Genomic DNA, 385 nt, shown 5'->3' with positions numbered 1-385 from the left:
CACCCAGGGACGCTACCTGCTCCTTCGTGGCAGGTCGGACGTCCGTCGCGGAGACGATGGCACCGAGCCGGCGCGCCGTGGCGATTGCCTGCAATCCCGCAACCCCGACGCCCATCACGAAAACCTGCGCCGCGGGTATGGTGCCTGCGGCGGTCATCATCATTGGGAGCAGCCGCGAAAATTCGGCGGTTGCGTCGATGACCGCGCGGTAGCCCGCCAGATTGGCCTGGCTCGACAGCACGTCCATCGACTGCGCCCGCGTGATGCGCGGCATGAGTTCCATCGCGAAGGCATTGACGCCTGCGTGTGCCAGCACGTCCAGCGCCCCGTTCGCACGATGCGGATCCATGGTCGCGAAAATCGCGGCACCCGGCTTGCAGGCACG

At 67.3% G+C, this 385-nt stretch carries 1 pseudogene; it reads right to left on the bottom strand.

From position 1 onward, the window contains the following. Window positions 1-385: pseudogene (locus ACFHWW_RS34425) on the bottom strand (NAD(P)(+) transhydrogenase (Re/Si-specific) subunit alpha); the annotation flags it as partial.

The sequence above is a fragment of the Sinorhizobium sp. P24N7 genome (genome assembly GCF_042436655.1).
Taxonomy (GTDB): domain Bacteria; phylum Pseudomonadota; class Alphaproteobacteria; order Rhizobiales; family Rhizobiaceae; genus Sinorhizobium; species Sinorhizobium meliloti_A.
This window is presented reverse-complemented; position numbering and strand designations above follow the sequence as displayed.